Below are 25,550 nucleotides of genomic sequence, written 5' to 3' on the forward strand. Positions count from 1 at the left end.
TTAGTTCTTTAAAATATTTTGGTCCGGTAGTTCAGTTGGTTAGAATACATGCCTGTCACGCATGGGGTCGCGAGTTCGAGTCTCGTCCGGACCGCTGAAGAAATGAAGCCTTCGATTCTTTTGAGTCGAAGGCTTTTTTATTGCTCCAAAAAATCTTGTTTGGCATCGATTTTTATTCGTATCTTAATTAAGTCAAAATAAAAATCACACTTATGCAACAACAACTTTTTAACGAGCTTTGGAAAGGATACACAGCTCAAAATCCATCTGCACAAGCAATACATGATCTATTCTCAAACGAAGGAGAAATTGTTATGAACGATCATGTAGCATTTCGTACTTTTGATGATCCTAGAATGAACATACAAGTTCTGGCTAAGAAATTTTTGAAAGCAGGATATAAATATGCTGGCGAATACAAATTCGACGATAAGCACTTAAATGCGGTTCATTTGGAACATCCAACCGAAGAAGCTCCAAGAGTTTTTATATCTGAACTAATTCTATCTGAATTTTCAGAAGAATTTCAGAAGATTATTAAAAACAGACTTAATTCCGTGGGTAATGCTTACTATGCAGATCCAGATCTTATATTTAAAGGTAGTGTATGGAGCAAACCTTCGTATGAAACGTATCAGAGGTTAAGAGAAGAATCGGAATATGGAGCCTGGCTATATGTGCATGGATTCAGAGTAAATCATTTTACGGTTAGTATTAATGCTTTGAAAAAGTTTGATACAATAGAGAAAGTAAATCAGTTTTTAAAAGATAATGGATATCCTATGAATACGTCTGGAGGCGAAATCAAAGGTTCTCCTGAGGTTTACCTGCAACAGTCTTCAACCTTATCGGATATTATTAAAGTTGATTTTGAAGAAGGCACTTACGATATTCCTGCTTGCTTTTATGAATTTGCTATTCGTTATCCCGACGAATCTGGCGATCTATTCTCTGGTTTTATTGCAGCCAATGCCAATAAAATTTTCGACAGTACAAACTACAGAGAAGCATAATCAGATCAAATATCATTCGAAGAGCAAAATTCATGAACTGGATTTTGCTTTTTTTGTGCAAAGCAACAAATGTCACTCCATTTGCAATTCGATAGTATTATCTTTATGCGGAAAATCTAACACTCCAAAAATGAACAAACAACTAACACTATTGCTTCTTTTTTGTATGCTATTATCAGCTTGCAATATGAGCACAAAAACTCTTCCTGTTGAAACAGGTATAGCAAAAACTCTTGCTGATTATCGAAAAAAGAACATTTCGAATTTGGAATATCAACTTCAATTTGATATCCCGGAAGGAAAATCAGCAGAAATACCTGGAAAGAACAAGATCATTTTCAATTTAGCGAGTACAGATCAGGATTTACAAATCGATTTCCGAGAGAGTGCCAGCTTGATCAAGTCGGTTAAGACAAACGGAAAAGTCTCTGCTTACCGTTTCGAATCAGAACATGTAATTATCCCGAAGGAAGAGCTAAAGAAAGGACAAAATAACATTGAGCTTGAATTTATTACAGGCAATACATCATTGAATCGAAATGATGAATTTTTATATACATTATTCGTTCCTGATCGCGCAAGAACGGCATTTCCATGCTTCGATCAACCCAACCTTAAAGCAAACTTTGAACTTAGCCTAAGCGTTCCATCTCATTGGAAAGCCATGGGGAATGGAAAATTAAACCAGGTAAAGGAAAACGGTGACAGAACAACCTACGAGTTTGCCAAAACGAAACCTCTGCCTACCTATTTATTCTCGTTTGTAGCCGGTAAGTTTGAAACCATTACCCGAGAGCATAATGGTCGTGAACACACCATGTACCACCGCGAAACAGATCCTAAGAAATTAGCCAATAACACCGATGAAATATTCCGAATCTTGTTTGAATCCTTAGACTGGCTCGAAGAATATACGGATGTTCCCTATCCTTTTGCAAAATATGATATTGTGGTAATTCCTTCTTTCCAATATGGTGGTATGGAACATACTGGTGCAACTTTGTACAATGCATCAAGAATGTTTTTGGATAAAGACGCTACCAAAAACAGATTATTGGCTCGAGCAAACCTAATTGCGCACGAAACGGCTCACATGTGGTTTGGCGATTTGGTAACCATGAAATGGTTCGATCAGGTATGGCTAAAAGAAGTATTTGCCAATTTCCTTGCAGATAAAATTACAAACCCAAGCTTTCCGGAAATGAACCATGATCTAAAGTTTCAAATGGCTCATTTTCCAAGCTCATTTAGCGTAGACAGAACTTCTGGTGCTAACCCGGTAAATCAAGTTTTACCAAACCTAAAAGATGCAGGAACCGTTTACGGAGCAATTATCTATCACAAATCTCCTATTGTGATGAATATGCTTGAAAATATTACCGGAGAAGAAGCCTTAAAGAAAGGTCTGCAGACTTACATGAAAGACTATGCATATGGAAATGCAAGTTGGGAAGATTTAATTGCTATTCTTGATGCTACGACTGAATTCGACTTGAAACATTGGAGCAAGGTTTGGGTGGATAAAGCAGGAAGACCTACAATTGAGTGCAATATTGAATCTGAAAATGGAAAAATCAGCAAGCTAAGCATTTCTCAAACAGATGCTAAAGGAAATCCTGGCGACTGGACTCAAGATTTAAACTTATTACTAGGATACAAAGAGTCGAGCAAATTGATTCAGTTCACAATGGATAAGTCTATAGTTGAAGTTGAAGAAGCAAATGGATTAGCTGTACCCGACTATATTATACCCAATGCAAAAGGTGATGCCTATGGATTTTTTAAACTGGATAACAGTAGCAAAACTTTTCTACTGAATAATTTTGATAATATTAAAGATGATTTGGCAAGAGGTATTGCATTAATCAATCTGTATGAGAATTTACGCGAAGGAATTGTTAGTGGCAAAGAGTTCGTTTCTGCCGTTGAAAAACAAATTGAAAAGGAACAGAACAGCCTAATTCTGGAACGTATGCTTTCCTATCTAAAATCAGCATACTGGTTAGATCTAAACCCCAACGAAAGAAAGCTGCTCGGTAAAACATTGGAAGAAAGTCTATGGATCAGACTAAGCAGTGAGAAAGACATGAGTAAAAAATCGAGCTTGTATTCTGCCTTGAGTAGTGTTGCCGAAACTCCTGAAAGATTATCTCAGCTTTACAAAGTTTGGAAAGAAGAAATTGCCATTGGCGGTTTTAGTCTTTCAGAAACCAAAGCAACTGCATTGGCTTGTAATCTGGCAATTAAAATGCCTGAAAAAGCTGATGAACTGATCAAAACTCAAACAGAAAGAATCCAAAATCCCGATCGTAAGAAGAAGATGCAATTTGTTGCTCCTGCCCTTTCCGCAGATGTTGAAGTTCGCAAAGCATTCTTTGAAAGTTTAAAGAATGAAGAAAATAGACAAATTGAGCGTTGGGCTTTGGAAGGTTTGCGTTATTTGAATCATCCATTAAGAGAGCAAGAAGCATTGAACTATTTGCCACAAGCATTAGAATTGTTACAAGAAATTCAGGTAACCGGTGATATTTTCTTCCCTTACAATTGGTTAAGTGTTAGCTATAGCGGCCACCAATCGAAAGAAGCTGGCGATATCACACGCAAGTTTTTAGAGGAAAGACCAGATTACCCCGAAAATTTAAAATTGAAAATTTTACAGGCCGCCGATGTGGTACTTAAGAAATAAATGAATAGTCATGTAATTTCAACCCATAGCTCAAAATACAATGGCTCTTCCCAATTTGGAAGGGTCATTTTTTTATTAAAATTTTTGTATCACCAAAACTCCAGCCAATATCAACAATACTCCCAGTATTTTTCCCCAGTTGATTGGCTGAACAGAAACTCCAAACAAGCCAAAGTGATCGATTACCAATGAGAAAGCCAATTGTCCCAATACGATTAGAGCAAAACTTAAGGCCGCTCCCAAACGTGGCACCAAGAAAATAACTGATGATACATACACAGCTCCTATTGCACCACCTATCCAGGCATGAAAAGGAGCTTCCTTAACTGCTTGCAATAAATTATTGGGTGTTCGCATACCAAGAACCACAAAAAGCAAGATGCATCCACCTACCACAAAATTTACAAGAGCAGCCATTAATGGTGCTTTCAGAAAAGTACCCAATTTGGCATTCACACTGGCTTGTATTGGCATTAAGCAACCCACTAACAAAATCAAAATCATCAGGAAATATCTCATAGCTTCTTATTTTGTTGCAAAAATAGTGAAATCTACGAGCTATTCTCTGTTGTTGCTTTAATTCGATTATTGATTCATTGGGACTTCCATCAAAAGAATTTTTGAATCTTTATTGGCTTTTATCGAAATGGTATCTGTTCCCCAAACACCAAAGCCATCACGTTTTTGTAATTCCTGATTTTCGAAAATCGCATTTCCTTCAATCACGAAAGCATATACACCATTATCTTTTGAATGCAATTGATATTGATTATCGGTGGCAGCAGTAAACTGTCCCAAATTGAACCAGGCATTCTGATGAATCCAAACCCCTTGATCATCGGCATTTGGAGATAGAATTTGATTAAACTGATTCTCCTCCGAAATATCGGCTATAGAAATCTGATCGTAGCGAGGCTCTACCTGTTGTTGATTTGGAATCACCCAAATCTGTAGAAATTGAACCGCTCTGTCATGATTTTTATTGTATTCGCTATGGTAAACTCCTTTACCAGCACTCATCACCTGAATATCTCCTGCTTTTATTCTTGCAACATTCCCCATACTATCCTTGTGCTCCAACTCTCCCTCCAATGGTATCGAAATAATCTCCATATTCTCATGAGGATGAGTCCCAAAGCCTTTACCAGCATCAACGGTATCGTCGTTGATTACTCGCAAAACTCCAAACTGTATTCTATCGGGATTGTAATAATTCGCAAAACTAAAAGTATGATAGGAATCCAACCATCCATGATTGGCATGTCCTCTTGTGTTGGCTTTGTGTAATACTGTGTTCATCGATTTTATATTTACTGTAACAATAAATATACAATTAACAGATGGAAATGTTCGTATTATTAGTTAGACCTGTCAGGTTTTCGAAACCAGACAGGTCCTCCTGATCCTTTAACCTCTCCAGAAATGCTTAGACATTCTCGCTATCAGATGCCCAACCACTCGTCTATCTTATCAGCTTGCAATGCTTGGTTGTGGCACTCTTTAAAATTCTGCAAATCGTTAAACCAATCGATTACAACTGCTCTTTTTAGCTTGGTAGGTTTGTTACTAGTACAAGCAATATAACTGCTCCAACCATATTCAATAGGATGATCGCAAAAGCCATGATACACCGGGTTATTGTGAATGTACAACAAAACTTAAGCCTCACACATTATTACCCCCATAAAAAAACTGGACGCTTCGCCTATAGTGAAACGTCCAGATAAAAGAGGTAATTTAACAACCAACTACACATAACTTGTTAAAGCTTCTGCTTGCTGTGTAATATTTTCATTGTAAATAGCCATAAGCGATTGTATTACAATACTAGCCGAATTGCTATTTTGAATACTATCAGCATTAATCCAAACAAATTGCTGTCCGTTACCTTGTAAGTTAAAATCTTTATACTCTGTATTCGATGAATCAATCGTTACTAAACTCTTAGAGTTTCCATAATAACCAATGGTTAAGGTAGGATCTACAAGTTGATTCACTACAAATACGGTAGCTTTTCTCTCAGTGAATTGCACAGAAATGAATTGATTAATATTACTTTGAATTCTTCCTGAATACCAATGTGACTCAGGCACTCCATAGTAACGTGTAAACTTTGTAAACGACTGCATTTGGCCATTCATTGGTATTTGTCGGTTATTAATCCCACTCGTATCAAGAGGCATTTTTACACTACCTATAAAAGCCTGAATTTTAGCACCTGGTGTTCCATTAAGAACAGATGCTGAAATTGTATTGGTTTCACTTCCATCAACAAAACAAAGAGCGGCTAACCCCTGATTTTGAGTTGTTCCTGGAACATTAACAACAACAGGTGCTTGACCTTGAGTTCCAACAATATGAACCGGAGTAGGTGTATCATTTCCTGCTGCATTGTAAAAGAACAAACAATAAAGTTGTCCATAATTCAAATTACCTGCACAAATGGCTGTATCTCCTTGTGATAACTCAATTAAATTACCTTTATTCCAATTAACCTTTGACATTGTTATTTGTTTTTATTCCTACTCTATTTAAAAATGGGCTTTTCGGAAAACGCCTTACATGTACTTAAAACAAAACTGCAATTACTTGATCGATCGTGTTGTTTTAAAGCTTAAATCAAATGTCTAAAATTTAATCAAATAAAAATATATCACAGTATATCACACATTCATCATCAAAAGAAGATTATTCACACAAGAAATATACACAATCCCTTATATCGCAAAAAGAAATTGTTAAACAAAACATTTGTAAACGTAAATTATGGACGAAAAAATATAGTATGATCCTTATTCATTTTAAAATTTGAATCATTAGGTGTTAAACAAAAGGGAAGATCTGTATAATGCAATCTGGAAAATTCTTTTAGTAGTTTCATTGAATCATTGCATCTTTCATGCCATTTCTTTCTCAGTACTTTTTGCAACAAATCCCCCAGATCGTGCTCTTTTACTATTTTGGGTACCAACAGGTCTTCAGAACTTAATTGCTCATTGTAAATCACTCTTTCAGAATAGCCCCCTATGGCAGCCTTACCTGTAATACATTCCAATACGATTAACCCCCATGAATACAAATCGGAATAACAACCGGGCGATTTTCCTCTTAATTGTTCGGGTGCATTGTATCGAGGAGAAACAAAAGAACAGTTTGTATTTATAACTTCGCCGTTCTGATTTTTTATATCACTAACAAAATGTCCCTTACCAAAGTCCAACACTTTTACGTGAAAGTTTTCTCCATACTGCATAATCATGATATTCTCTGGTTTTAAATCGCCATGAACAATTCCACTTTTATGTGCGTAAACCAATGCCTGTAATACTTGTCCCATTAGGTTGGCCATATTATCAAATGCTAGAGAACCATTTCTTAAAATATAATTTTTCAAGGTTTCCCCGTGTAAGTATTCAAACACCACATAAAATTCAAAATCAGACAAAAAGCCCCTATCTATTAACTGAACAATATTGGGATGATTAACTCGAGCACAAATTTCTACTTCCCTTTCAAATTGTTGCTTTATTTCCATCGCCAACCTCTCCTTATGGCATGAGAATTTTTTAAAGGTTTTAATAGCAACTAATTGTAATGTACTTAGTTGCTTCGCCTTAAAAACACATCCACATCCACCTTCGGCTATCTTCTCAAGGATTTGGTACTGATTTTTGAGAGAGTTTTTCAAACGGGAATGATCTGAATTGTTCATAAGTTACGATTCAGGAATTATTCTTCATTGGTAATAAATAAGTAGTCCTTATGAATTTCAAATTTTGATAAACCACATCGCAATCTTCCTTTTTTTCGCTCTATAATGTTCATCAATAAATGTCCATAAGGTTCTAATTCCATTAGTTTTTTCCGCAATCGGTAAATTAAATTATTGATATAAAAATCATCAATTTCTTTGAGTACTTCCTTACTTAAATCCCGAATTACATCTTTACAATCAACCCATCCACTAGCCTCTTCATTCAATCCACTCACCCTATCATCCTGCTTAATTCGTATCAAATACAAAAGCAATAGATTATAGGATCGAGTACCCAAATCAAGTATAAAATCATTAATATGAATTCGTGCTGTCACCTCCTCCTCATCATTACTTATCTGTAATTTTATACAAGCCTCTTCGCTAAAATCTATTTTTCTACTAGTTTCCTCCAATTTCTCATTTTCAACAAAAATATACTCCTCATCATCAATAATACATAATTCACCATCAATTAGTATTTTCTCACCTTCTTGGTCATGAATTACCCAATCGGAATTCGAATTTCGGAATAAAATTTTAGCATCATTATTTTCCAAAAAAATAGCTCCATCTCTTAATTCTATATAGGATCTGGAAAAAGTTTTATGTTCCAGAAAACTACTCGGAGGACTATCATCAATCAACTTCCATACAGTACGCTTGTATATGGAAAATTGAATGATATCGTTTTTTTTAATGATTGTACTGCTGTGATAAATCATATTTTGATTTAAAAGTGTACCATTTCTACTGGAATCAGTTAAATACCAATTCCCATTTTCCCAATGAATAATTGCATGATTTCTGGAAACATCTCTTTCCTGGATTACACAGCGATTGTGATAATCACGACCAATACTGTGTTGGCAGAAAAGAATCATTCTTTCGCCATCAACTACATTTTCAAGAACAGCCATTTCTTTGATAAATGTGAATTAAAAATTAAATTTAGTATTGCTTGATGATTCATTTTATTGCTAGATAGAATGGATTTTAGTTTGTGAGATTTTTCTTATCTATTTTAAATTATTTGTATTCATAAATTTCATTTAAGTAGTTCGAAGTATATCTAAGTTATGATTATTCTTTGAATAGAACAAAATCTTTTTATATGTATCAATAAAAAAAATGTTTTTTTCACTCTTTGTCTTAAATCCTGAAACCAAACACTCTTATGCAATCCTATTTTAAACTTTTCCATATGGACATAAAAAAAACAGACAGCCAATAAGGTCTGTCAGGTCCAACACAAATTTATAAACTACTGAACATCAGCATCCGCCTCAATTTTTCTTTTGTATGCAGCGATTCGGTTGCGCACTTTCGTTGAGATAACTATCACTGATAATTTGAATTCCATACTGATCTAAAGCCGCACTAACATTTAATGGACCGGCTTGTTGTGCACATGGACGACGATTTCATTTGGCCTCCACTTTGTAAATTGTGGCACGCAAATCATCTTTCTCTTTTAACACACTCTTTAAACCTGATTCATTAATCTTTTCGATTAATTGCGAAGTTCGCTCAATTAGTTTTGCATAGGTTAGCATGTAATATGCATATTCTGCAATTGGAGTTTTTCCAACTGCAATAACCCAACTCTTTGAAAAGTTGTAATAATGTACTTAGTCATTAATACTTCGCCCAGTAAAAGCATAAATAAAAAAGCTGCCAAAGGCAATGCTCACCAACCCTACAAGAGGAATGTAAGAAGTAAATGCGCTAAGCACAGTAGCAATGAACTCCTGAAAGTTTTGCTGACCCATAAACAAAAAGATGAGTGCAGCAAGCACAAACAAGCCACCAATTATTTTAACAGCAAGCGGATGTTTTGACTCTTTAGCCGATAGAATTAAAATAGCTCCCAACACCAAGCGCACCAAAATGGCAAGCCAATAAACCCCAAACGCCCCCTTATTACTCTCCAAAAAACCAAAGATGATTTCGGGGGTAAAAAGCAATGATATTCCTACCAGTATCAATAGGATTCCGAATATTTTGATGCTTGGTTTCATGATTGTTTGGTTTTTGGTGAAATGTAGCGGTTGGTATACTACTGCACCTTGACTGTAATATGTAGTTTTATTCAAATATTATACGTTTTTCTGTTTTCGGTATTTTTATAATGCAGAATGGCTGACAGATAACTGAAGATATAAATGCATTTTCTGTTGTAGAAACACTTACTATATTTTCTGTTTCAGTAACCTTTTTAATATTTACTTCATAACCATTCATTTTGATTTCTAAAAACACCGCAATTAATATATTGGTTTCGAAATCAATATCTGTTTCATTGAAATTGTCTGTGACATCATTATATGAATCCATTTGATTCTTTAAATTTTCCCAATCGGTTTCATTTCGAATTACCATATTTGATTGAGAAATTCCTTCCTCTCCATTGCCGTATAATTCACTTTTTGCAATTTCAATGTAATCAACATGCGTTTCTAATTGAGACATATCCTCATCATTACATCCTATGAATGTAACTAAAAGCAGAATCAAAACTAATTTTAGGTGTTTCATAACTTTGTTTTTATATGAAGATGCTTTTAATTCTATTTAGTTGCGTTAGAATTTTATATAAGTAGAATTCCCTCCTGTCGTGTAGTTAAGCCTTACCTCTGGTAACGTGATAGAATTGCGCACCAGCGAGGGGAGAATTGTATTATTCCACACTAATTTCAATATCAATATCCTTATCTGCATTCCAACCTTCAACAAAATCTTGATAGTGCATGTGACAAGATTCATTATTTTTTAAATGCTCTTCAACTGTTCTAAAAAAGGAACATAATTTAATCGCATCTTCTTTATTAGCAATAATAATTCCTTCCTTCGCTTCGTGAGCCAGTTCTTCGTCTTTAGGTGTAGTAAAATATAATTTCATTTTTCAAGTTTTAGTTGGAGTTTACCTCGAAATGATTCAAAAAGCTTTTAGTATTACTAAAATTCCCCTTATCGTCTTTGGTGATAAAAATGGCTTGTTCTTCTCTATTCCAATAAACGGTATCAGGAATAAAATCATTCTCATAAGGAACCTTTGTAAAAATGATGGTATCACCTTTCATTTTATATGCTCCCTCATAACTACCACTTACACCAAACATACCAATCCAATCTATTTCACAGTTCCCGTTTTTTCTTAAGGTTAAAGTATAATGGTTTAAATCATCATGTAAGGTAGCATTAAGTACACTCTGTGATTTGAATAGATCGGTATTATTAATTACCAATGCTCCTATAACCATTAAAGTTATAAGATGTGAGGTTAATTTAATTTGATTGCTCTTGTATCCTCTTCTTATCAGGCTAAAAATGGTTTCGATAATGGATATCAGATATAGAATTAATAAGGGTATGATAATCCATCGATATAGAATTAGAAACATGATTAATACTCCAAAAAAATCGGTAATCAACCAAGCCGAAATTCCTAAACAAGAAATAAATGCAATGAATGTAAATAGTTTATTCAGCTTCATAACTTATTAATCAACGGTACACACGAATTGAATACACTCTATCCTCTACAAACTCAAATGAAAAAGTGAATGGATAATAGTCCCAACTAATTCCTTTAATCTGTTCGACCCGTCTTTCCTTAAATCTATTTCCAAACTTTTGATAGACATAGTTTGAATAATCGCCCAAACGTACCGACGAAAATTTAAACTTTTCATTTCGTGTACTTCCTGTAATTTGGATAGCCTGAATGGTATCGGACTTAGCAGAAACAACCATATAATTGTCTGAATTCTCAAGTCGATCAATAAGGAATATATAATTTTTAAGGCCTGCATTCCCTTCCATAACCTTATATGGCTTCCCTAATTTTCTCAAAGTTTCTTTAAAACTATCATCAATATTAATATATCCAACACTTAAAGCATTTCTATAATTATCAATTTCAGTGTCTGCTACAAAAACAATTGCATTATTGTGCTGATAAAATTCATTAAGCTTATGAGGTTCTATTTCTGGAGTTTCAGAAGAAATCTTGTTATAATTAAAACAAGCACCATCGTTTGGGTCAATCGTTTTTAGATATGCATCATTTACTTCAGAAAGGATATATGAAAATAACAGAGTATCATTATTTTCTGAGTAATTTTTATACAATATCGTATCATTTTTTACCTCATACAGAAAATACCTTTCCGATATCTTTGATTTGGTTCCTTTTCCTAAACCTGTAATTTGACACTCTTTCTCATTGTATTTTACCAATACATCGTAGTCCTCACTTTCACTCCAGAACCAAGAACCGATGAGTTTATTACTTTGAGCATTTGCATACAAAGAGAATCCTAATAGTATTAAAAGTAAGTTGTATTTCATGGATTTGGGTTTTAAACTCCATAAATCTACAAAACAAACACCGCTTAACAAAATAATAATTCGAGAAATAAGATGGAGAAAAACTTGTCAGCCTTTAGCGTTTCGGTCGAGACTGAGGCATAGCCGTTTTCTTTCGAATCCATTGCCACAACAAGCTGGCTCCAATGGCCATACCTGCAGCCAAACCATTAAAAAGAAAGTCGGCCATATCGAACACACGGCGTGGAATAAATACCTGCACACATTCGTCGAACACTCCAATTAAAAAGGAAAGTAGCAAAGATAATAGTGCAATTGTAAAACCCTTGTATTGGTCCTTATAGCGTTCGAGTAAAGCACGGTGTATAAAAACGGTAAGCACCGAATATTCTATCAGGTGAGAACGCTCGGCCAAGCCAAGGCGAAGGAATAGCATCATGAAGACTGCCAGTATGCCAAGTACGGTAACGGTATCGTTCTTGTCGTTGGCACGACGAAAGGTGTGTAAAATAACAGTGGTCCCAATAATAATCATGCACAGAATAAAAATAAGCGCCTCCATATTCTCAGCACCCAGCTTCTGCAGCAAGGGATATCCAAAAATCAAGCTGGTTAAAATGGCTAGCCATACCAACAGTGCGTATAGCCACAATCTTTTTTCAAGTGATGATTTAAATAAAGGCATAGTCTTACTTTTGTGTATTAACCTATAAGATACCGCGCTAAAATTTAGATGTCAAGCTTTTGTGCATACATCGATAATTTCAAATTACCATTTTATGCTCTATCTACAATCCGAATTATATTATCCTCTTCAAAAACAAATTCAGATTGTCCCGAAATCTGTAGGATATCTCCTTGTTTCATTCCATTGGGAAGATCGGTGGCCAAAGTGGCCTTATAATCAATATCAATTACCACTTTATCCACTTGAATGTCCCAATTCCTGATAATTTGCTCGCGCTGGCTAAAACAATTCATGGCTTTTTCGGCCTGAGTGTGAAATTCATCGATTCCTTCTGTTCGCAAAGTCAAAATTCCCTCTGAAATGTTCTCAAAAACTACATCTTCGTGCAAATCCATAATCATTCCTTCGATATCGAACTGATTATAGGCTAGAATGTAATTTTCTATTACTTTTTGTAGGTTTTTCATGGTACTGCATTACAATAATTTAAGTTGAATCTACGAAACAAAAAACTGCTTACCAAATGTAAACTTATGATTCTCTTAAACTTTCGTAATAAGTTATACCACATAATTTTCAAGAATCATCCTATCTTTTCTTTTTGCTTTGCTCAAGCCGAAAGGCTTTTACTTTCTCCATTGATGAGAAAGTAAACAAAGAATCTTGGGCGCGTAAGAACAAAGTAGGTTTCATTTATACCTCTCCTTACAAGCTATAGGCAAATTAGAGCTATCCACTAAAAATCATAAATAGTCTTAAATGCTAATCAGTATTATTTCGTAAATTTAATAAACGCCGATCATCATTGGATAATACTATTCATTAGAGCACTTCTCAAACTTACTTCTTCTAATCCGTTTCAACTTTAAAAACATTTCTCATGGACATTTTACTTATTTTATTCTCGGCAGTTGTAGTATTCTTTTTTGCAGGCATTAGAATTATTTTCGAATACAAAAGAGCCTTAAAATTCCGATTCGGAAAGTACATTAAAATCCTAAATCCAGGATTCCACTGGATTATTCCCATTGTAGAAACGGTTAATATTGTTGATATACGTGTGATTACCATCAATATCGATTCACAGGAGGTAATGACCGAGGACAATGTTCCTTGTAGCATTGATGGGGTGGTTTTCTTTAAAATTGATGATCCGGAGAAAGCCGTTTTGGAAGTAGAAGAGTACAAATTTGCCATTATGCAATTGGCTCAGGCTGCTTTGCGCGATGTTTGCGGAAAGGTAGAGCTAGACACCATTCTATCGAAACGAGAAGAGATGGGAAAAAACATCAAAACCATTGTTGAGAAGGAAACCCAGGAATGGGGAATCGTTATTATTGATGTAAAAATTAAAGACATCCAGTTGCCTGAGAATATGCGCCGTATGATGGCCAATCAGGCTGAAGCTGAGCGTTCGCGCCGTGCCCGTGTCATTCTTGCTTTGGCTGAAGAAGAAGCTGCAGAAAACCTATTATCTGCAGGTAAAATGATTGACCAATCACCATCTGCCATTAAATTGAGATTGTATCAAACCTTGGCTAATATTGCATCTGAGAAGAACTCAACCATTTTGTTCCCATTCCCTGAAGAGGTATTGCCAAGGAATACCAAAGAGCTAAAAATGGATTCGAAGGAGGAAAAAACAAAAAGTAAAAAGGAAAAGAAATAAAGGCATAAAAGAATCCCCTGGTAAAATTACCAAGGGATTCTTCCATTCTAACTTCTATTTCTAATTTATCTCTAAAATTAAGGCCGATCGTGCCGGAACCTCAATACTTCCATTCAAACGATAGTTTTTACCTGAAATGACATCTTTGCCTGTTTCGTTGCCATTCAACATTTCATGATATCTGGCGGTTTCCATTTGAACAGCTTCTTTGTTCTTGTTCAAAATCACCATTACTTTTCCCTCATCAGTAAATCTGAAATAAGAGTAAATCCCAAGTTCAGGAGCATAGTGCATTAATTTACCATTATGAATTACATCACTTGTTTTTCTCCAATTCATCAGTTTTCTCATAAAGTTCTGCGCATCCTTTTCTTGAGCACTCAAACCTTCGCCAGTAAATGCATTTACTTTATCGCCTTTCCATCCGCCTGGAAAATCAGTTCGTAGCTTTCCGTGATCACCTCCTGCATCGCTCTTTGCTAAAATCTCGGTTCCATAATAAATTTGAGGAATTCCACGCATGGTTAATGTATATACCATTGCCATTTTATACAAATCGTAATCTCTGTTTACCTGATCAAAAATTCGAGCCATATCATGATTATCTGGAAAAATCACCAAATTACCCGGATCGGCATACAGGAAGTCATTTGCCAACATTTCATATAGCTTGATCCAACCCGTACCCCAGGTTTCTTCTTTGGTCAATGCTTCTACCATTGCATTTTGCAATGGAAAATCCATTAAACTTGGTAAATTCGATCTATAACCATCGTGATTTACTTTCCCTTTTTGCCAATAGGATACAATTGCAGGGTTCGTGCTCCACTCCTCTCCAACAATGTTGAAGTTTGGATATTCTTCCATTAATCTTCCGGTCCATTCTGCTAAAAATTCTGTATCCGAATATGGGTAAGTATCAACACGAATTCCTGAAAGACCAGCATACTCTATCCACCAAATTGCATTCTGGATTAGGTAAGTTGCCATGAACTCATTTCTTTGATTCAAGTCAGGCATTGTTTTTACAAACCATCCATCGGCAAACTGTTTCAAATCCTCTTTAGATGCATAACTATCCTGTATTGTTGATCGCTTGTGAGTGCACTGCATAAACTCACCCTTGTTGTTTATCCAATCATTTGATGGCATATCTTTCATCCACCAATGCTCCGATCCGCAATGGTTTAGTATCACATCCATAATTAAGCCAACGCCTTTTTCTTTAGCCAAGCGAGATAGCTTCTGATATTCCTCATTCGATCCATATCGCCCATCAATTTTATAGTAATCGGTTGTTGAATATCCGTGGTAAGAATATTTATCCTGATTATTTTCTAACAAAGGATTCACCCAAATGGCAGTAAATCCCATATCTGATATATAATCAAGGCTGTTGATCATTCCTTGAATATCGCCACCATGGCGACCATTGGAATTGCTTCTGTCAGCTTGCTCGCTTAAACCCTTCACGTTATCATTACCAGGATTACCATTGGCAAAACGGTCCGGAGTAATTAGGTACATCACATCTTTTGGAGTAAATCCAATTCTTTCTGCTGAGCCCTCTTCTCTTTTTAAAAGTTTATACTTGTATGTAACTGCTGTTTTCTTTCCTTTCTTAAAAAGAATATCAAATTCACCAGCCTTTGTTCCTTTATCGATTAGTAAATCAACAAACAAATAATTTGGATTTGATACTCGACTTACTTTTTCAATACTCACTCCATCATAATTCAATTCTGGTTTCAAGTCTGAAATGTTCTCGCCATGCACCAACAATTGTAGTTTTGGACTCTTCATTCCAACCCACCAGAATGCAGGTTCCAAATGATCAATCTTATTTTTTGCTGAAGCAGTAATGTTTCCTAAAAACAAAACCGTGATTAATGCCAATAATAAACGTTTCATATTATAAGTTTTGAATTACCTGGTTGTTGATATTTTTCCAACCCAAGCCCTAAGTAATGGAAGTCTTCATAATTTAGCAATTTATTTTAACAGAATACATTTCTAATGGGATGTAATGCCTAAATAGAAACAGATTGTAATTTATCCTAAAATCTTGACTGTTTTACCTTCTTAAATTGTATTTGGTCCTGAAAAACCAAGCAAAACAGATTCAAACTTGCTTTGTAATTAAAAATACGGTAAAATAGCATTGAATTGATATCCAAACGCAAAAACTCAATATGCAAATCATAAGTTCAGAGAAAAACAATTTTGCTAAAATCCTAAATAACAAATGGGTTCAACACATTAGTTACTGGATATTCTACCTGCTCTTCTTTGCGGTTACCTGGGGAAGCTACGACATGAATTTCAGAAAAACAATGATGGTTGAGCTAATAAATCTTCCTGCTAAAATTGCATTGGTGTATTGGGTGATTTATTTCCTGTTCCCAAAATTTCTGTACAAAAGAAAAATTGGCAAGTTTATCTTGCTATTTGGAATTTCCCTTATTATCGTTTCGTTTACACAACGATTTACAGACAACTACATCATTTTGAAATACTATTTGAAAGAGTTTGAAGTGCAGCCAATATTTAGCTATGTACAGATTATTCGTAGCTCGATTAACCTGGGTACGGTGATGGCCATTCCATTTATTCTAAAACTGGTAGATCATGTTAATAAAGTACAACAAAACGAACAACATCTTATAAGGGAAAAGCTTGAAGCTGAATTGGTGTTCCTGAAAAATCAGGTTCAACCCCATTTTCTTTTTAATACTTTAAATAGCTTGTATTCTTTAATTTTAAAGAAGTCTGATCAATCTTTGGATGTAATCCTAAAATTGTCGGAGCTGCTGCGATATATGCTGTATGAAACCAACTCAAAAAGTGTTGATCTTCAGAAAGAAGTTGACAGCATCAAAAGTTACCTGGAGCTTGAAAAAATACGATATGGCGATAGAATTGATCTCAGTTTTAACATTTGGGGAGATATTGGTTTAAATCAAATTGCTCCAATGATTATCCTTCCGTTTATTGAAAATAGTTTTAAACACAGCACAAAAGGTTTCGATGGAAATGCTTGGATCACCATAGATTTAGGAGTAAAAAACAATGAGTTGAAACTAAATATTGAAAATAGCATTCCTCAATCTGGCTCCGACCAAGAATCTGTAATTGGAGGAATTGGCTTGCAAAATGTAAAAAGGAGGCTATCTTTAATCTATCCCGAGAAGCACGATTTGAAGATAACAGCAAATGAAGATTCGTATTCGGTACACTTAAATTTAAAATTGCGATGAAAATAAAGTGTTTAATTGTTGATGATGAAGACTTGGCTATTGATGTGATTGAAGAATACATCAATAGAATAGATTATTTACAATTGGAAGGAAAATGCAAGAGTGCGGTAGAAGCTTTATCGGTTCTAAATTCGAAACAAATCGACCTATTATTTCTTGACATTCAAATGCCTGGTTTAACAGGTATTCAATTGTTAAGAAACCTATCCAATCCTCCAAGTGTGATTTTCACAACTGCTTATTCAGAATTTGCATTGGAAAGTTACGAATTGGAAGCGCTGGATTATTTGATTAAACCGATTCCTTTTGGTCGTTTTATTAAAGCCATAAACCGATATTTTAAAATCAATCAACCACAGTTTCAAATTCCAGAAAAAAAAGAGGAAATATCTTCGGAACAGCCATTTATTTTTGTCAAATCAGAGAAACGTATGGTAAAAGTTTTTTTGCATGAGATTCAGTATATCGAGAGTTTGAGAAACTACGTTTCCATTTACATGGAAAATGGACAAGAAATTGTAACGCTAAATACCATCAGTAATATTGAGGAGAAACTTCCGGAATCATCCTTTTTAAGAATACATCGATCGTTTATTGCATCCATCAACAAAATACAAAGTTATACTTCTAGCAATATCGAAATTGCAGGAAAACTTATACCCATTGGGCGCAATTACAAAAGCATGGTAATTAGTGTTCTTGAGCAAAAATCTATTTTATAAAAAGAAAGCCGCCCTTAAAAGAGCGGCCATCATTGGGATATCGGATTCCGAAAAATCGGAAACGGTTTTACTATTTTTCGTATACTCTGTATTCCCAAGGTTTTAATTCAACCTCAAGTTTAGCAGCCAAATCATGCTTGCTACCATCCTTGTAAGAAGCATAATTTCCAGCATTTTCTCCCATTTCAAGAGTAGCGTTTATAGCTTCCTTGCTTAGGTTCAAAATCACAACAACTTTGTTTCCTTCAGCTTCGCGTAAGAAAGCAAAAATCTTCTCGTTCTGATCCGATGGAATACGAACCAATTTGCCACCTTTCACTCCATTTTGAAGTGCTTTATTGTTTTTCTTTAAAGCAATTAATTCTTTGTAAAATTCTGACATTTCAAGATTAGACCAATCGATCTCATCTTTCTCGAAGAATTTCAATCGGTGGTTCAAACCAGCTTCCTGACCACTGTAAATTAATGGCATACCTGGCATTGTAAAGGTCAAAACTGCAAAAGTTTTAGCACCTTCTCCCATTCTCTCTTCAGTTGTACCATTCCAAGAGTTTTCATCGTGGTTGGTAGTAAAGTTCATAATGTACGAGTCTGCAGGAAATACAGTATCAATTTTGTGGAAGTATGCTTCCATATCATTGGCATTCTTTTCTCCTTTGGCAACTTCATTCATAATATGGTGAAATTCCCATCCATAACCCATATCAAATGCATTCTCTAAAAGCTCATGTCCACCATCTTCTGCCAACATAAATACAGGCTTAACAGCATCTAATTCAATACGTGCTTTTTCCCAAAATTCAGTTGGAACCATACCTGCAACATCACAACGGAATCCATCTACATTTGCATTTTCAATCCAAAACTTCAACGATCCGATCATGTACTTACGCATTTCTTCATTATCGTAGTTCAAATCAGCAGTATCGCTCCAATCTGTTCCTTCAGGAATTACAATTTCGCCTTTCTCATTCTGAGTATACCAATCTTTATGCTCTTCCATGATTACATTATCCCAACCAGTGTGATTTGCTACCCAGTCAAGAATTACTTTCATTCCCATATCATGAGCTTTTTTCACAAGATTCTGCAGGTCTTCCATTGTACCAAACTCAGGATTAACTGCACGGTAATCTTTCACAGCATAATAGCTTCCCATACTTCCTTTACGATTCTTTTCAGAAATTGGATAAACTGGCATTAACCAAAGAATATCAACGCCCATTTCTTTTAATCGTGGCATGTGCTCAACAAAAGCATTAATCGTTCCTTCAGGAGTGTACTGACGAATGTTTACCTCGTAAATATTAGCATTTCTACTCCACTCTAAAGGCTTTTCCGCCTTCTTTTCCTCTGCTACTTTATTTGATGCAGATTTATTCTGGCATGAAGCCAAAGTTCCTGCAACCAACAATAGACTTAAAACTGTTTGAAATACTCTTCTCATTTCAATAATTTGATTAGTTAGTATGATGTTCTTTTCTAAATCAACTCTAATAATAAAATATCAAACTCAGTATCAATGCTTACTTTTCCATTCTTAACTTCTGTTTCCTTACCTGAGTATGCATCTCTTAATTTTGTTCCATCTTCCAATTCAGCAATCGAAATTTCTTTTAATCCTTTATTCAAATCCAAAGCAACAAATACCTGATCTTGATATTCTCCTTTTTCGAATGTTCTGCGGAATACATATGGATTTTCTGAAATCATTTTATGAACACCAGCTCCAACAGCAGGGTGATTCACACGGAACTGTCCCAGCTTTTGCCAGTAACTTAAAATCGCTTGTGTTTCAGCATTATTTTCGATTTCATCCCAATTCATCAACGATCTCAAGTTAGCATCACCAACTGCTCCTTCAACCAACAAAGGTCTGGCTGATTCATCACCATAATAAACTTGAGATGTACCTGGTGACAACAAAAGCTTGGTGGCCGATTCGAATGTTCTTTCTCTTTTCTGATCAAATGGAGAACCATCATCGTGCGATGTCAAGTAGTTTAATATGCCATATCCTTTTAAATCACCATGAAGGATATCTGAATACATAGAGAATAATTCTTCGTATGATGATTGAGCATTGTACTTGAATTCGAAGTTGATCAAATCTGTAAAACCATTGGCGTAGTAATTCACCTTTTTGTCTCCAAAATCGTAAGCAAACTTGTGGCTGATGCTATAGCCATAAACCTCACCAACAGTGTAGAATTTATTATCATCTAAAACTTTATCAGGATTATTTTTCTTATAAAGCTCGAATGCATATTCACATTCTTTACGAAAATCGGCCCAAACCGACTCTTCAGTATGTTTTACTGTATCTACACGATAACCATCAATCCCAAATTCTACAATATAATCACACAACCATTTGATGATATAGTTCTTTGGAGTACGTGCATATCCAGTACGAGCAAAGAATTCATCCAACTCCTTTACTTCTTGTTCATATCTTCCTTCAGCTTTCCATTTCTGGGCTAAAGTTTCTGGTATACCTACTTCTTTATTGCTTTCCGTTTTTACATCAGGAAGATTTTTCACCAATGTACACTCAATGGTATTTTTGTAGCTATCGTAAGTACATTGCGGACTTGTTCTTACCCAATCGCTTTCCCAAACAGGATCTTTCTCGGTAACCGGACCTGTATGATTAATCACAGCATCCATAACCACACGAATTCCATTGGCATGAGCTGTTTCAACCAGGTCTTTCAGGTCTTGCATACTTCCAAAGTTTGGATCTAATGCTGTCCAGTCCTTTGCCCAGTATCCATGGAAACCATAGGTGTTTCCTGTACCTTCATCAACTGCTCCGTGAATTTGTTCTGTTACCGGGGTAAACCAAATGGCATTGATTCCTAAATCGGTAAAATATCCTTCTTTAATTTTCTGAGTGATTCCCTTTAGATCACCACCTTCAAAACCACGTAGTTTTCCGGTTGGCAAATTTCTCTCAAAATTCACATCGTTCTCTGTTGTTCCATTGTTAAAACGATCGGTCAATAAGAAATAAAGATTAGCTCCCTCCCAAACAAATGGTGTATCTTTCTTTTCTACTTTCTTATCAACTTTAGAACAGGCTGATAACAACACTAACACACTTGCAAAAATGCTGAATAGTTTCATCTTCATTATTTAGCTAATTTTATTGTAATGGTTTGATTTTTTTCTGCTTTAAGCACTCCAACAAAACGAAGAGTATTTGATTTCTCATCCCAAATGAAATCCACTCTTTTGCCATTAATCCTAACTTTCTTTGGCTGTTTCTCAATATTATGAATCGTGTGAGAAATCCTTTTATCAATGGCTTTATAATGATCTCCTGTTTCACTAATCAAATCAATACTTAGTTTGCCCGATTTGTAAGCTGAATTAAATCTTAACATCTCATATTCACCTTTTTCGTAAGCGGCAGGAGTTTCTCCATCATCGTTGTACAATTTGCCTTCACTCTCGCTAACCGAAGCAGCACGATAATAGTGCAAATCCATATTTTTAAGAGAATATCCAATGGTATTTTTCATTCCTTGAACCATAGGTATAAATGATCCTCCACGAACAAAAACAGGAATGTTTTCCTTTTGTGTTTTAATTGTATAAGCTTTACCTCCATCATACTTTTTATCGGTAACGAAATCGAACCAAACAGAATTCTTTGGCATATACACCTCTTTACTTTTCAGTCCTGCATCTGTTATAGTAGACACCAAAAATGCATCACCCCAAAAGTAGGTATCTGAAATGTGCAACAAATCCTGATTGTCTTCTTCCTCGAAGAACAATGGTCGCATTAATGGTAAACCTGTTTGATGGTTTTCAAAAGCCATGGTATAAATGTATGGCATCAACTTGTATCTTAACTCAATCGATTTTTTTGCCAATGCCTTGGTTGTTGGCTCTCTAAATACTGGTTCTGAAGCCACATCTTCCTGGGCATGTGGACGGAATATTGGCTGGAAGACTCCGTATTGTAACCAACGGGTGTACAATTCATCATCAAGATTTGCTCCTGCAAAACCTCCCAAATCAGAGTGCATGTATGAAATACCCTGCAAGCCCATTTGTAACGAAATTTCGGTTTGAGGTTTTAAGCCATCCCAACTTCTGCTAACATCACCAGTCCATGGTACCATACCATATCGCTGAGAACCTACCGCTCCGGCACGCATTAAAATGAATGGTCTCTGCTCAGGGAAATCTTTTTGATATCCATCGTAAACCAATTTGGCCCAATAATGACCATAAATATTGTGAACTTCATCTGCAGTACCATTTACGTGCAGCAATTCGGATGGATGTACTTCTGGCTCTCCAAGGTCTCCCCACCAACCGGCAACTCCTTTATTGGCCAATCCTTTGTAAATATTCCAAAACCAATCAATTGCTTTTGGTTTGAATACATCAACCAATCCTGTATTTCCAAAGAAGAAATCATATTTGTATGGATTTCCCAATGAATCCAAACCTAAAACTCCTTCACGAACTGCCTCGTCCCAACGATCCGAAGTAGTCAAAATAAATGGCTCGGTAATCAAAATTGTTTTAACACCTCTATCATTCAAATCAGAGATCATTTTCTCAGGATTTGGAAATGAATCTCTATCAAATGCAAGATTTCCCATTTCACCTTTAACGGTTTTTCCAAACCAGAACAAATCCAAAATAATAGCATCCACCGGAATCGAATCTTTCAGGAAATGATCAATGGTTTCTATCGTTTCTTTTTGCGAGTGATATCCAAATCTACTCGAAAAGTTACCAAATGACCAGCGTGGTAACATTGGCTGACGACCGGTAAGCTCTGTAAATTGGTAAGTAAAATCTTCCCATGTATCAGTAGCAACAACCTGGTATACTTTTCTGCCACTAATGGTTTCGTAACGAAGTGTGTTGTTCTTCTTACTATCCAAATCTAAAAATCCAATTGGAGCATTGTCGAAATGTATTGCATATTTCTTCGAAGAAATTACAACTGGCATGGTATAATTCATCAATTCTGAATGGGTTCCATATCCATAATGTGCACGGTTGTAGAGTTGAAGACGATTGCCTCTGCGATTCATACCCAAAACACGAGCTCCTCCTCCAAATAACACTTCATTTTTTTCAAGTGTAAAGTCAATATTTTCGGTACTGTCGGTTTTAGTATATCCTTCTTTTTCTGATATCAGATTCTTTCCTTTATATAGATATTGAATCGAAAATGGTGACTTTGATATCTCCACCGCAAGTCCTTTCGACATGTATTCTATAGAACCATTCTTCTCAACCAGACTAAGACCATCAACTTTAGGCTTCAACACAACAGCATGTGAAACGCCTTTCTCTTCACCATTCGGTATAAATGCAGTTTCTACAATGTTCTCATTGTAGAATTGAATTTCATATTTACCATCATTGGTTTTAATTTCCAAAACCTTTCCTCTTAATTGAGATGAAAGAAATTCTCTCGCACTATTTTGTGCAAAAACAGTTGTTGATATTGCAATTAATGCAATAAAAACGAATAATCTCAATCTAAAACCTTGTAATAAGCTCATAATCTTTCTCAAAATGCCCTCAAGCTATTTTCTATTTTAATTCTAATACCATTGATGTGTTCCCATTCACTTTCAATTTTCCATTTAAAAGTTGAATGATCTGTTCACTCAAAATATCATATCCTTTTGTAAATTCTTTTATACTTTCCGAAAAACGATCTAAACTCAACTCCTGACTTTCATCACCATTATTTAGAATAACCATTACAGTTTTCTCATCATTAAATCGGAAATAGACATACACATCATTTTCCGGAATATAATGCTTTAGTTTGCCAGTGTGAATTACAGGATTTACTTTTCGCCACTGAAGCAGCTTTTGTAAAAAATTGAATGCTTCATTTTCCTTATTTGTTCTTCCTCCGGCTGTAAAAGCATTTCTTTCATCTCCTTCCCAACCTCCGGGAAAATCGATTCTCATTTTTCCATCACCATCACTTTTCTTTCCTTCCATCAGAATTTCAATCCCGGCATAAATTTGAGGAATTCCCCTTGTAGTCATCAAAAAAGTGTTCATTAATTTAAACTTATCAAGATCACCTTTTAAAGTAGACATAATTCTATCGGTATCATGATTTTCTGTAAAAATCAGAATATTGTTTAAATCCTTGTATAAATAATCTGTTGCAAGACTCTTATACAATCGAACTACTCCATTTTCCCATTGCTGAGGTTCGAGAAATGCCTTTTCCATTGCGAAAAACAATTGAAAATCTATAACACATGGCAAATTGGAGTTGTACCCATCTACATTTAAGGCATCTTTTTGCCAATAGGCTATGTCGGCCACATTCTTGTACCAAGTCTCACCGACAATATTCAGATGAGGATACTCTCTCAATAAAGCCTTTCCCCATTTGGACATTTCCTGTGGATCGTTGTACGGATGCGTGTCCATTCTAATTCCATCTAAATCGGCATATTCCACCCACCAAATACTATTCTGAATCAAGTAGGTCATCAACAGTTCATTCTGTTGATTTAAGTCTGGCATGCTTTTATCGAACCAGCCATCCGAAAATTTGATTTTATCCACTTTAGAAGCATGTGGATCCAATAAGGTTGATTTACGGTGATTCGAGTTTGTGTATTCATCATGAAGATGTACCCAATCTTTCTGGGGAAGATCTTTCATCCACCAGTGAGCGCGGGCACAATGATTAAAAACCATGTCTTGGATCAGCTTAATCCCCCTTTCCTTACACTCTTTTGACAATTCAAGATAAGCTTCATTACCTCCGTATCTCGCATCTATATTGTAGTAATCGGAAATTGCATAGCTATGATATGAACCTCTAGCTTCATTATCTTCCAATAAAGGAGTACTCCATAATGCAGTTATTCCCAAATCTTGTAAATAGTCTAGCTGATTAATGATTCCTTCAATATCGCCACCATGGCGACCATCAAAATTGGCTCGATTTGCTTTTTCATCCAATCCATCAACTGAATCGTTTTCCGGATTTCCATTGGCAAATCGATCCGGCATCAATAAATAAATCACATCCGAAGAATCAAAACCTTTGCGTTTTGAAGAATTCTCTTTTCTCTCCTTCAGTTCATATTGATATTTTAGCTGCTTGCCTTTGGAATTGGTGAATGTAATATCAAATTTTCCTGCTTTCGCAGATTTATCAATTTGTAAATTAAGAAACAGGTAATTTACATTCTCAACATTTTGCACTGATTGCAGAATAACACCTGGATAATCCAATGTTACCTTATAATCTCCAATTTCTTGACCATAAATTAACAATTGCAGATTGGGATTCTCCATTCCTACCCACCAGAATTCTGGTTCAATTTTTTCGATTTTTGTTTTTGCTTCTGTAGAAGTCAGGCTAAAAAAAGAAAAAAATACAATTAGGAAAAATGTTCTTTTCACA

General features: G+C 35.4%; 23 protein-coding genes and 1 tRNA gene. 6 read left to right on the plus strand and 18 right to left on the minus strand.

Going from position 1 to position 25,550, the window contains the following annotated elements; all coding sequences use genetic code 11:
- The first annotated feature begins 20 nt into the window (after positions 1-20).
- The 3 genes from M0051_RS15015 to M0051_RS15025 all read left to right on the plus strand — a co-directional run bounded on the left by M0051_RS15015 (position 21) and on the right by M0051_RS15025 (position 3,699).
- Positions 21-94: transfer RNA gene (locus M0051_RS15015), tRNA-Asp, on the plus strand.
- Between the two features lie 118 nt (positions 95-212).
- A complete protein-coding gene (locus M0051_RS15020) occupies positions 213-1,013 on the plus strand; it encodes a DUF1338 domain-containing protein (protein ID WP_306742319.1) in 801 nt (266 codons plus the stop codon).
- Positions 1,014-1,143: 130 nt separating this feature from the next.
- A complete protein-coding gene (locus M0051_RS15025; RefSeq protein WP_306742320.1) occupies positions 1,144-3,699 on the plus strand; it encodes a M1 family aminopeptidase in 2,556 nt (851 codons plus the stop codon).
- Between the two features lie 75 nt (positions 3,700-3,774).
- Here the strand turns inward: M0051_RS15025 and M0051_RS15030 are convergent, their stop codons facing one another.
- The 13 genes from M0051_RS15030 to M0051_RS15090 all read right to left on the minus strand — a co-directional run bounded on the left by M0051_RS15030 (position 3,775) and on the right by M0051_RS15090 (position 12,940).
- A complete protein-coding gene (locus M0051_RS15030; protein WP_306742321.1) occupies positions 3,775-4,218 on the minus strand; it encodes a DMT family transporter in 444 nt (147 codons plus the stop codon).
- 66 nt (positions 4,219-4,284) lie between these two features.
- Complete coding sequence (locus tag M0051_RS15035; protein ID WP_306742322.1) at positions 4,285-4,998, minus strand: pirin family protein; 714 nt, start codon at positions 4,996-4,998, stop codon at positions 4,285-4,287.
- A 143-nt stretch (positions 4,999-5,141) separates the two neighbouring features.
- The gene (locus tag M0051_RS15040; RefSeq protein ID WP_306742323.1) at positions 5,142-5,354 is read right to left on the minus strand and encodes a hypothetical protein; all 213 of its coding nucleotides are present in this window, start codon (positions 5,352-5,354) and stop codon (positions 5,142-5,144) included.
- Positions 5,355-5,447: 93 nt separating this feature from the next.
- A complete protein-coding gene (locus M0051_RS15045) occupies positions 5,448-6,203 on the minus strand; it encodes a hypothetical protein (RefSeq protein ID WP_306742324.1) in 756 nt (251 codons plus the stop codon).
- Positions 6,204-6,463: 260 nt separating this feature from the next.
- Complete coding sequence (locus tag M0051_RS15050) at positions 6,464-7,411, minus strand: protein kinase (RefSeq protein WP_306742325.1); 948 nt, start codon at positions 7,409-7,411, stop codon at positions 6,464-6,466.
- 17 nt (positions 7,412-7,428) lie between these two features.
- The gene (locus tag M0051_RS15055; RefSeq protein WP_306742326.1) at positions 7,429-8,373 is read right to left on the minus strand and encodes an FHA domain-containing protein; all 945 of its coding nucleotides are present in this window, start codon (positions 8,371-8,373) and stop codon (positions 7,429-7,431) included.
- 711 nt (positions 8,374-9,084) lie between these two features.
- On the minus strand, positions 9,085-9,474 hold the full coding sequence (locus M0051_RS15060) for a hypothetical protein (RefSeq protein ID WP_306742327.1): 390 nt from the start codon (positions 9,472-9,474) through the stop codon (positions 9,085-9,087).
- A gap of 67 nt (positions 9,475-9,541) precedes the next feature.
- A complete protein-coding gene (locus M0051_RS15065) occupies positions 9,542-9,991 on the minus strand; it encodes a hypothetical protein (protein WP_306742328.1) in 450 nt (149 codons plus the stop codon).
- 142 nt (positions 9,992-10,133) lie between these two features.
- Positions 10,134-10,355, minus strand: a complete 222-nt coding sequence (locus M0051_RS15070) for a hypothetical protein (protein WP_306742329.1) — start codon at positions 10,353-10,355, stop codon at positions 10,134-10,136.
- A gap of 10 nt (positions 10,356-10,365) precedes the next feature.
- On the minus strand, positions 10,366-10,950 hold the full coding sequence (locus M0051_RS15075; RefSeq protein ID WP_306742330.1) for a hypothetical protein: 585 nt from the start codon (positions 10,948-10,950) through the stop codon (positions 10,366-10,368).
- A gap of 10 nt (positions 10,951-10,960) precedes the next feature.
- Positions 10,961-11,806 carry a hypothetical protein gene (locus M0051_RS15080; protein ID WP_306742331.1) on the minus strand — a complete coding sequence of 282 codons (846 nt, stop codon included), beginning with the start codon at positions 11,804-11,806 and terminating at the stop codon, positions 10,961-10,963.
- Between the two features lie 94 nt (positions 11,807-11,900).
- The gene (locus tag M0051_RS15085; protein WP_306742332.1) at positions 11,901-12,470 is read right to left on the minus strand and encodes a VanZ family protein; all 570 of its coding nucleotides are present in this window, start codon (positions 12,468-12,470) and stop codon (positions 11,901-11,903) included.
- 92 nt (positions 12,471-12,562) lie between these two features.
- The gene (locus M0051_RS15090) at positions 12,563-12,940 is read right to left on the minus strand and encodes a nuclear transport factor 2 family protein (RefSeq protein WP_306742333.1); all 378 of its coding nucleotides are present in this window, start codon (positions 12,938-12,940) and stop codon (positions 12,563-12,565) included.
- A gap of 413 nt (positions 12,941-13,353) precedes the next feature.
- Here M0051_RS15090 and M0051_RS15095 point away from each other — a divergent pair, with 413 nt between their 5' ends.
- Positions 13,354-14,142 (plus strand): SPFH domain-containing protein, encoded by a 789-nt coding sequence (locus M0051_RS15095; protein WP_306742334.1) that lies wholly within the window; start codon positions 13,354-13,356, stop codon positions 14,140-14,142.
- A gap of 60 nt (positions 14,143-14,202) precedes the next feature.
- On the opposite strand, the gene M0051_RS15100 is transcribed toward M0051_RS15095, so the two are convergent.
- A complete protein-coding gene (locus tag M0051_RS15100; protein ID WP_306742335.1) occupies positions 14,203-16,053 on the minus strand; it encodes a glycoside hydrolase family 13 protein in 1,851 nt (616 codons plus the stop codon).
- 281 nt (positions 16,054-16,334) lie between these two features.
- Between M0051_RS15100 and M0051_RS15105 the strand changes: the two genes are divergently transcribed.
- Positions 16,335-17,399 carry a sensor histidine kinase gene (locus M0051_RS15105; RefSeq protein WP_306742336.1) on the plus strand — a complete coding sequence of 355 codons (1,065 nt, stop codon included), beginning with the start codon at positions 16,335-16,337 and terminating at the stop codon, positions 17,397-17,399.
- Positions 17,396-18,121, plus strand: a complete 726-nt coding sequence (locus M0051_RS15110; RefSeq protein ID WP_306742337.1) for a LytTR family DNA-binding domain-containing protein — start codon at positions 17,396-17,398, stop codon at positions 18,119-18,121. Before M0051_RS15105 ends, M0051_RS15110 begins: the two co-directional genes overlap by 4 nt.
- A 70-nt stretch (positions 18,122-18,191) precedes the next feature.
- On the opposite strand, the gene M0051_RS15115 is transcribed toward M0051_RS15110, so the two are convergent.
- The 4 genes from M0051_RS15115 to M0051_RS15130 are packed head-to-tail and all read right to left on the minus strand — an operon-like array spanning position 18,192 to position 25,549.
- Positions 18,192-19,568 (minus strand): alpha-amylase family glycosyl hydrolase, encoded by a 1,377-nt coding sequence (locus M0051_RS15115; RefSeq protein ID WP_306742338.1) that lies wholly within the window; start codon positions 19,566-19,568, stop codon positions 18,192-18,194.
- A gap of 35 nt (positions 19,569-19,603) precedes the next feature.
- Positions 19,604-21,256 carry an alpha-amylase family glycosyl hydrolase gene (locus M0051_RS15120; protein WP_306742339.1) on the minus strand — a complete coding sequence of 551 codons (1,653 nt, stop codon included), beginning with the start codon at positions 21,254-21,256 and terminating at the stop codon, positions 19,604-19,606.
- Complete coding sequence (locus M0051_RS15125; protein ID WP_306742340.1) at positions 21,256-23,640, minus strand: TIM-barrel domain-containing protein; 2,385 nt, start codon at positions 23,638-23,640, stop codon at positions 21,256-21,258. The genes M0051_RS15120 and M0051_RS15125 overlap by 1 nt, the downstream gene beginning before the upstream one ends.
- Positions 23,641-23,695: 55 nt before the next feature.
- Positions 23,696-25,549: a glycoside hydrolase family 13 protein gene (locus tag M0051_RS15130; protein ID WP_306742341.1), complete on the minus strand. Its 1,854-nt coding sequence runs from the start codon at positions 25,547-25,549 to the stop codon at positions 23,696-23,698.
- Position 25,550: the final 1 nt, after the last annotated feature.

This window comes from Marinifilum sp. D714 (genome assembly GCF_030851345.1).
Classification (GTDB): Bacteria; Bacteroidota; Bacteroidia; order Bacteroidales; family Marinifilaceae; genus Marinifilum.

Excerpts from the sequence above, each read along its gene's own strand:
- M0051_RS15020 (WP_306742319.1), top strand. The coding sequence starts at position 213 with ATGCAACAACAACTTTTTAACGAGCTTTGGAAAGGATACACAGCTCAA.
- M0051_RS15025 (WP_306742320.1), top strand. The coding sequence starts at position 1,144 with ATGAACAAACAACTAACACTATTGCTTCTTTTTTGTATGCTATTATCA.
- M0051_RS15030 (WP_306742321.1), bottom strand. The coding sequence starts at position 4,218 with ATGAGATATTTCCTGATGATTTTGATTTTGTTAGTGGGTTGCTTAATG.
- M0051_RS15035 (WP_306742322.1), bottom strand. The coding sequence starts at position 4,998 with ATGAACACAGTATTACACAAAGCCAACACAAGAGGACATGCCAATCAT.
- M0051_RS15045 (WP_306742324.1), bottom strand. The coding sequence starts at position 6,203 with ATGTCAAAGGTTAATTGGAATAAAGGTAATTTAATTGAGTTATCACAA.
- M0051_RS15050 (WP_306742325.1), bottom strand. The coding sequence starts at position 7,411 with ATGAACAATTCAGATCATTCCCGTTTGAAAAACTCTCTCAAAAATCAG.
- M0051_RS15055 (WP_306742326.1), bottom strand. The coding sequence starts at position 8,373 with ATGGCTGTTCTTGAAAATGTAGTTGATGGCGAAAGAATGATTCTTTTC.
- M0051_RS15060 (WP_306742327.1), bottom strand. The coding sequence starts at position 9,474 with ATGAAACCAAGCATCAAAATATTCGGAATCCTATTGATACTGGTAGGA.
- M0051_RS15065 (WP_306742328.1), bottom strand. The coding sequence starts at position 9,991 with ATGAAACACCTAAAATTAGTTTTGATTCTGCTTTTAGTTACATTCATA.
- M0051_RS15070 (WP_306742329.1), bottom strand. The coding sequence starts at position 10,355 with ATGAAATTATATTTTACTACACCTAAAGACGAAGAACTGGCTCACGAA.
- M0051_RS15075 (WP_306742330.1), bottom strand. The coding sequence starts at position 10,950 with ATGAAGCTGAATAAACTATTTACATTCATTGCATTTATTTCTTGTTTA.
- M0051_RS15080 (WP_306742331.1), bottom strand. The coding sequence starts at position 11,806 with ATGAAATACAACTTACTTTTAATACTATTAGGATTCTCTTTGTATGCA.
- M0051_RS15085 (WP_306742332.1), bottom strand. The coding sequence starts at position 12,470 with ATGCCTTTATTTAAATCATCACTTGAAAAAAGATTGTGGCTATACGCA.
- M0051_RS15090 (WP_306742333.1), bottom strand. The coding sequence starts at position 12,940 with ATGAAAAACCTACAAAAAGTAATAGAAAATTACATTCTAGCCTATAAT.
- M0051_RS15095 (WP_306742334.1), top strand. The coding sequence starts at position 13,354 with ATGGACATTTTACTTATTTTATTCTCGGCAGTTGTAGTATTCTTTTTT.
- M0051_RS15100 (WP_306742335.1), bottom strand. The coding sequence starts at position 16,053 with ATGAAACGTTTATTATTGGCATTAATCACGGTTTTGTTTTTAGGAAAC.
- M0051_RS15105 (WP_306742336.1), top strand. The coding sequence starts at position 16,335 with ATGCAAATCATAAGTTCAGAGAAAAACAATTTTGCTAAAATCCTAAAT.
- M0051_RS15110 (WP_306742337.1), top strand. The coding sequence starts at position 17,396 with ATGAAAATAAAGTGTTTAATTGTTGATGATGAAGACTTGGCTATTGAT.
- M0051_RS15115 (WP_306742338.1), bottom strand. The coding sequence starts at position 19,568 with ATGAGAAGAGTATTTCAAACAGTTTTAAGTCTATTGTTGGTTGCAGGA.
- M0051_RS15120 (WP_306742339.1), bottom strand. The coding sequence starts at position 21,256 with ATGAAGATGAAACTATTCAGCATTTTTGCAAGTGTGTTAGTGTTGTTA.